This window comes from Nonomuraea maheshkhaliensis (genome assembly GCF_039529435.1).
GTDB classification, from domain to species: domain Bacteria; phylum Actinomycetota; class Actinomycetes; order Streptosporangiales; family Streptosporangiaceae; genus Nonomuraea; species Nonomuraea maheshkhaliensis.
The window spans coordinates 1-6777 of record NZ_BAAAMU010000238.1; the positions used below are offsets into that span (position 1 = coordinate 1).

5 protein-coding genes are annotated in these 6777 nt (G+C 65.0%); 3 read left to right on the top strand and 2 right to left on the bottom strand.

What is annotated here, in order from left to right:
- Positions 1 to 79 precede the first annotated feature (79 nt).
- From ABFX54_RS55430 to ABFX54_RS55440, 3 genes are all read left to right on the top strand, one after another.
- On the top strand, positions 80 to 637 hold the full coding sequence (locus tag ABFX54_RS55430; protein ID WP_346115399.1) for a winged helix-turn-helix domain-containing protein: 558 nt from the start codon (positions 80 to 82) through the stop codon (positions 635 to 637).
- Positions 562 to 1173 (top strand): transposase, encoded by a 612-nt coding sequence (locus ABFX54_RS55435; protein WP_346115400.1) that lies wholly within the window; start codon positions 562 to 564, stop codon positions 1171 to 1173. The genes ABFX54_RS55430 and ABFX54_RS55435 overlap by 76 nt, the downstream gene beginning before the upstream one ends.
- Before the next feature lie 282 nt (positions 1174 to 1455).
- Positions 1456 to 1617 carry a hypothetical protein gene (locus ABFX54_RS55440; protein ID WP_346115401.1) on the top strand — a complete coding sequence of 54 codons (162 nt, stop codon included), beginning with the start codon at positions 1456 to 1458 and terminating at the stop codon, positions 1615 to 1617.
- A gap of 279 nt (positions 1618 to 1896) precedes the next feature.
- On the opposite strand, the gene ABFX54_RS55445 is transcribed toward ABFX54_RS55440, so the two are convergent.
- Both ABFX54_RS55445 and ABFX54_RS55450 read right to left on the bottom strand, forming a co-directional pair.
- A complete protein-coding gene (locus tag ABFX54_RS55445) occupies positions 1897 to 2250 on the bottom strand; it encodes a hypothetical protein (protein ID WP_346115402.1) in 354 nt (117 codons plus the stop codon).
- Positions 2240 to 6721, bottom strand: coding sequence for a polymorphic toxin-type HINT domain-containing protein (locus ABFX54_RS55450; RefSeq protein ID WP_346115403.1), 4482 nt, complete (start codon positions 6719 to 6721; stop codon positions 2240 to 2242). Before ABFX54_RS55450 ends, ABFX54_RS55445 begins: the two co-directional genes overlap by 11 nt.
- Positions 6722 to 6777 lie beyond the last annotated feature (56 nt).

Sequence of the window (6777 nt, forward strand, 5' to 3'; positions counted from 1 at the left end):
GCCTGCGCACTCATCTGCTGGCGACGACTTACCTCATTGCGTTAGGACTTCTTAGCCTCGTGACGGATCGCTTCGAGTGATGTACGACCGGAGCCTGCGGTACGGTCAAAGGGGTGGATACACGCCCGCGGAGCAGGAGCGGCGCGAGCGTGTACGGCTGCAGGCGGCCGAGTGGTTCGAGGCCGGAGAGTCGACCAGGACGGTCGCCACGCGGTTACGGGTGCACGAGCGGTCGGTGACCCGCTGGCGCAAGGCCTGGCTTGAGGGCGGCGCTCAGGCGCTGCGGTCCAAAGGGCCGGTGTCGAAGGAGAAGCTGTCGGCAGCTCAGTGGGCGCGGCTGGACGCAGAGTTACGGCGGGGGCCGCTGGCCTGGGGATACGCCGAAGATCAGTGCTGGACGCTGGGCCGGGTCAAGACGCTGATCGGGCGGCTGTTCCACATCGGCTACACCATCGAGGGTGTGGGCAAGCTGCTGCATCGCCACGGCTGGTCGGTGCAGGTGCCGGCCCGGCGCGCTCTGGAGCGGGACGAGGAGGCCATCGCGGTCTGGAAAGACGAGGTGTGGCCGGTGGTAAAAGCACCGCGGCGGACCTGGGCGCCTACATCTGCTTCGAAGACGAGGCAGGCCAGGGGCTGAGGCCGCCGAAAGGACGTACCTGGGCGCCGGTGGGCGCCCGGCCGGTGGTCACGGTGCGCGGCAAAGGCTCGGGTCGGGTCAACATGGCCGGCGTCGTGGCCTACCGAGACGGCGAACGGCCTCACCTGTTCTACCGCCTGCACGTCTACCGGCGGCGCAAGGGCGAGCCCAAGACGTTCTCCTGGATCGACTACCGGGACCTGATCGTGGTCACCCACCAGCACCTGGGCGCACCACTGGTGTGGTGCTGGGACAACCTCAACGTGCACCTGGCCCGCCAACTCGCCGACTTCGCCGCCGCGAACGCCGACTGGCTGCGCATCGTCCAATTACCCACCTACGCCCCCGAGCTCAACCCTGTCGAGGGCGTCTGGTCCCTGCTCCGGCGATCCCTGGCCAACTTCGTCGTCGCCGACCTCACCGGACTCGTCCGGCTCGTCAAACGCAAGCTGAAAAAAATCCAGTACCGGCCCCACCTGCTCACCGGCTGCCTGACCCAGACCGGCCTCACCCTCGACACCCCGGCCAAACCATGACCGACTCTACGAATTCAACCGGTGTACGGCCGCACCAAATATTGGACGACCGCCACCAGGGACCGTGCCAAATACGTGCGCAAACCCCCACCGGAGGTGCCCGTTCATCGCCGCACTACCGCCACCATCCCCGGCAGTTCCCCACCCTCGACACACTGCCCATCCACGAAAGCTCGCGCGGTCTCCCCGTCCCCTAACGCGCCCGCCCGCGTACAACCCGCGCTTCCGCGCGAGGCGGGATTTGCGCCATCGTAATCGCATCGACACGACGAAGGAGACTGCTTGGTCGTTTTCGCCTGTACAGCATGCGGCGCCCTGATGACCGTGAAGGTGGCGCGGGTGGCGCTCCCCGACCACTCCAGCCAGAAGTACGGCCATGATCTGCTCCCCCATCTGCTGGAGCCAGGAACATACGCCGTGGACCCCGGAAACGGCGAACCCTGACAACCATGGGAACCCGAACCCGGATGTCGAGCTTCGTCTGACCAGCGCCCTCCGACTGTCATTGAGCTGAGCCGGGCATCATGGACGAGCGTGCCCGTTGTCTCTTCGCTCTTCGTGATCGCGCTGTACGGGCCGCTATGAAGAGCACCGACAAAGCGGAGTCGGCCTGGGATGAATTCGATCAAAGCGATTACGCAAAAGAGTGAAACCCGAGTGAACGCGTCCTCGGCTCCACACACATGGACGCCTTCACTCGGGTTTCCGACCCTTATGGAACTATCATGGAACTATCGCCTGTCTCAGTAGCCGCCCGACTTCGAGAAGGTCGTCAATATAGGTGACCAGTCCCGCTACAGCAGGAACGTCTTCCGAAGCACGTGCCGGAGTTCGCGCCAGTTCGGCCTTGATCCGTGCCAGCCGATCCATCGTGTCATCCACGTTCCGCAGATCGGTGACCTCTATCTGGCGTTTGACCGCAGCGGTCGCCATCGCCCCGACACGGGGATCGAGAATCAGCAACTCTGTCACCAGGTCGCTGAACTCTGCGCCTTGGGGCAACTCCGGGAACGGGCGTTTGACGAAGGATTCGAACTCTGGTCGAGCCCGGTTGATCCGCTCCTGGTCAATCGGCATAAGTAACGATCTTTCCGCTCTTCGTGTAGATACCGAACGTCTTCCCGACCTTTATCCTCCACCCTTCCTCGCCGTTGTCGAGCTGCACTTTTTCACGTTCTTTCTTGGGAGTACGCGCCCACAGGGACTTGGCTTCCCGCGTGTAATCTGCGAGAGTCCGGCCCTTCCCGTGCTTGTCCAAGTGGTACCGAACCGAGCCGTAGAGCGCTCCGTCCTTGTCGGAGAACGTGGTGTTGTACCAGTTACCCAGAGACTTCGCGTCGTCCTCGGTGAATCCGTAGCATCCCGGATCGATGTCGATGTTGTGGACGAGGACGCCGACGCCGCTCGCAGCCACATGGTAGGTATGGGTGCCAGCGATCGTCAGGTTGTACACACGCTGATGACTCGTCGTCCACTTCGCCAGGCCAACTACCTTGACGCTCGCGCCGTTGGCCGTTCGCAACAGCGAGCCCTGCTCGAGCCTGGTCGCCGCGACCCAGTCTCGCAGGGTCTCGACCCAGAAGGGATGCTCGTCGGTGGCAACGATGACGCCTTCCGCGTTTCCCTTGTCACCGTCGATGTCCACGGTCACCTGGACGAGGTTCTTGGCGCCCTCACCCGTGATCATGTCCACGACCGGCTTGGCCTCGACCTTCCCAGTGGCCGGGTCAGCGGCCAGGACCTTGTCCCCGACATCGATCTGTTCGATGGGTTTCTCGGTTCCGTCCGCCATGACGACCGCGGTCCCTGGGGCGAAGCTGTTCCGTCCACATACCGCTGCGAGAGCCTTACGGGCGTTTTCTCGCGCTCGTCCTGCGATCTTGAGCTTGTCCTTGGCGGCGAGCCAGTTCTTGAAGGCGCTGATGGCGTCGCCGGCGTGTTTCCAGATGGCCTTTCCGAGTTCGTAGGCCTTCTTCCACTTCCAGGGCAAGGCATATTTCGCGGCCAACTTGCCCGCGAGACCACCGGCGAGTGAGCCGAGGATGTTCAGCGCGGTTTCTCCGCACGCGCTCAGGTCGCCACTGGTGAAGCACTTGATACCCGCGGTGATGCCGAGTTCGTCGGCGGCGATCTTCGCCAGTGACATCACCGCGTTGAGCAGGAGCTTGAGCTGACGATCCACCTCCGATTGGGCCGCCTTGGCATCCGCTTCCGCCTGCTGCTTTCGCGCCATCTTGCATGCCGCGCTCTTCGGCTTGGCGCAGGGGTCGGCAGGCCGGGCATCGTCGATGACTTTCAGCCCTGTGGGATCGGAAGCCCCGAGGGGATTGTTTCCCGCATAGGAGTACGGGTTCGTCCATTGTGGCTTTGACAAGTCCAGAAGCGGGTCGGTGGAGACGAACCTTCCGATGGACGGGTCGTAGTAGCGAGCGGAGAGGTAGCTCAGACCAGTGGAGGAGTCCTCGGTCTTGCCGAGGAAGCCGCGGTCGGTGAAAGGCAGGTCGTCGTTGCCGCGGCGCTGGCCGTACGGGAGGTAGCGTTCGCGGGTCACCTTGCCGGTGGCGTCGTCGATGGCCAGTTGAGTCGAGCCGTGCAGGCCGGAGGCCATCCACTTCAAGCCGGCGCTGGTGCGCATGGCCACGACGGCACCATCTGGGCCGGTGTAGTAGCGGGTGGCCTTCACTCCGGCCGCGGTGGCCTGGATCTCCATGGAGCCGAGGTAGAGGGTGGTGGTGCCGCCAGGATCGCGGCGGATAAGCCGTTCACCCTCGGTGTCATAGACCATGGAGGTTTCCTGGCCGTCAACGACGGCCTTGTCCATTTCCCCGAGGGCATTCCAGGTGAAGGTGGCCTGCTTGTTCTCGACGGTGCGGGCGACCATCTGCCCGGCGTTGTCGTAGCCGTAGGTGTCGGTACGGCCTGGCCTGGTGATGGAGGTGACTGCGTTCGGGCGGACGGCGGACGCCCCGGCGGCCGGGTACGTGTAGGTGGCAGCGGTGCCGTTATCGGTGAGACTGGTGAGATTGCCGACCGCGTCGTAGGCGAAGGACTGACTGTAAGGGTCGATGCCCTGACCGTCGGAGCCTGCCGTACAGGTGGAACTGGTAGTGGTGTAGGCGGTGCTGAGACGGTTCAATCCGTCGTAGGTGAAACATTCGGACTGGCCAGGGGCAGCGTCGGCAGCGGAGGCGGCATCGAGGATGCGGGTGATGTCGCCGTTGGCGTTGTAGGTGAGCTCGTCGTCCTGGGCGAGCTGAGTGCCGGTAGTGGTGGTCAGACGGTTGAGCCAGCCCGTCCCCTCGTCCCAGGTGAAGGTGCGTTTGACCTGGGCATTGGCGCCATAGTTACGTTCGTTGAGCCGCGCGGTGGAGGAATAGGTGGTGTTCTTGATGTACGTGGTGCCGCCGCCGTAGTTCGAGGTCAGGCTCTGCGCGAGGCCGAGTTCGCTGTAGGTCAGGGTGAGCGTCTCAGCGGCCAGGTCGCTCTTTCCTGGCAGACCTTGTTCGATCAGGTTGTCGGCATGGTCGTACGCTGCGGTGAAGGCGTACTCGCCGGCCAGGGCTCCTTCGGTCGCGGGGATGGTGACCTTGGTGGCGGTGGCCCGGTAGGCGTCATCGTAGGCAGTGATCGCATCGCTGTAGGCGCTGCCGCCGACGTACCGGGTGGCCGTGCTCAGGTAGCCCTTGACCGGACTGTCGTAAGTCCATTCGGCCAGCTTGTTACCGGTCTGCGGCTCGCCGGCCCACTGGCTGCTCCTGCGCCCGAGTTCGTCATAGACGGTGGACACCTTGGTACCGTTGCCGTCCACCGACCACAGCGGCCTGCCGGCCGCGTCGTACCCATAACCGGAGCTCCCCGCGTCGGGGTCGGTGGCCCCGGTGCGGCGGCCCAGCCAGTCGAAGGTGAAGGTCCGGACGTTACCACTGGCATCGGTGATCTTCGTCAGATTGCCTGCGGCGTTGTAGGTGTAGGAGGTGTCGTGGTGAGTAGCGGCCTCCTTCCATTCCTCGGTCTTGATCGTGCGGTCGAAGACGTCGGAAACGGTGGCCGTCTTGCCGCCGACCGGCGGGGTGACTTCGATGCGGTCAAGGCCCGGGTACGCGGTGGTGGTGCGGCGGAATTCGGCAGCCTGGCGGTAGTCGATGACCGCGGTCGGGCGTTCCATGCTGTCGTAGACGGTCTTGGTCCATGACGGCAGGGAGCTGAGTACGGGGTTGAGCAGGCCGCTGCCGGGTGCGTTGCCGTTGTAGGCGGGCTGGGAAGTGGCGGCAGTCAGCCCGCGGGAGTCGTAGGTAGTGACGGTGACGACCCTGCCAGCGGTGGGAGAGGCGGTCTGCTCTTCCCTGGTACGGCCAAGCCCATCGTCATAGCTGTACGACGTGAGGTAGGTGGTGCCGCGCAGCAGGCGACGCAGCGTGGTCTTGGCCGGGGCGGTGGGCTGGCCAAGATTGCCGTCGAAGGGGATGTCGTAGGCCACGGTGGCCGTCGGCGTGCCGGCACTGCGTGGCTGGCCGGGCTCCCAAAGAGCTACGGCTCGGCCGAGGGCGTCATAGTCGATCTCCGTGGCCTTGCCGTTGGCATCAACCAGCTTGGTGGGCAGGCCGTTGCGGTAGGAGGAGAACGTGGTGACGGCATGGCCCAGAGGATTGGTGACCTTGGCACCCTGGTTGGGCCAGCCGACGGCCGGGGTGTAGGTAGTAGTGGTGACCTTGCCCATGGCGTCGGTCGCGGTCAGCAAGCGACCGTAGTCGTCGAAGGTGTTCTTCGTGGTGGAGGTGGTGGTGGCGCTGGCGTAGGAGCGGGTCTCGGTGACGTTGCCGTCGCTGGGGGTGTTGGTGGCGGGGTCGGTGCCGCCGTCGTACAGGGTGATGGTCTTACCGAGCACGGTGCCGGTGGTGCAGCTGTCGCCGGAACGCTTTTCCACGGTGGAGGGCAGGCTGGTGATGCCGCTTGCCGGGTTGCGGGCGTAGGTGGTGGCGGTGCAGGTGTTGTCGGTGGTAATGGCGGTGTCGCCGTAGTCGTTGACCGTGGTGGGCTGGCCGTCGCTGTTGTAGGCGGTGCGCTGCTCGCTCCAGCGCCATCCGCCGCCGGTGACCTGTTCGCGGGTGCGTTCGCGGGTGCGGTGCACGAAGGCGGGGTCCAGGACGCCGGGGCCGGTGCCGGTGGAGACGACCTGGTACTCATACCGGGTGGATTCGGCTTCGGTGTAGGCGCGCGGCTCGGTAGCGGTCAGTTTCCAGGTCTGCTCTTGGAGGAGTTGGCCTTGCAGGGCGCGGGAGTCGGTGGCGGTGGTGCCTTCGAAGGTGGTGATGGTGGCGCCGTCGATGCCGCGGTAGAAGGTGTCGGAGGTGACGGTGTAGCCGTTCGGGTCCGAGCCGGAGCCTCGGGTGGTGCGGACGGTGCTGTAGCCGCGCCAGTCGCTGCCGCCGGGTGAGAGGTCGGGCTGGGCGAAGTTCACCGGGTTGGTCCAGCGCGGGGCGCCGAGGTAGTCGTAGCTGGTGACCATGTCGGGCGAGCCTGCGACCAGGTCGCGTTCGGTCACCTTCATGGCCAGTTGTTTGAAGAAGCGGCCCCAGCTCTCGTAGCCGGTCTCCTCGTTGTAGT

What these genes read in the sequence shown, in the direction of transcription:
- ABFX54_RS55430 (WP_346115399.1), top strand. Translation starts at nt 80, where the DNA reads ATGTACGACCGGAGCCTGCGGTACGGTCAAAGGGGTGGATACACGCCC.
- ABFX54_RS55445 (WP_346115402.1), bottom strand. Translation starts at nt 2,250, where the DNA reads ATGCCGATTGACCAGGAGCGGATCAACCGGGCTCGACCAGAGTTCGAA.
- ABFX54_RS55450 (WP_346115403.1), bottom strand. Translation starts at nt 6,721, where the DNA reads ATGAAGGTGACCGAACGCGACCTGGTCGCAGGCTCGCCCGACATGGTC.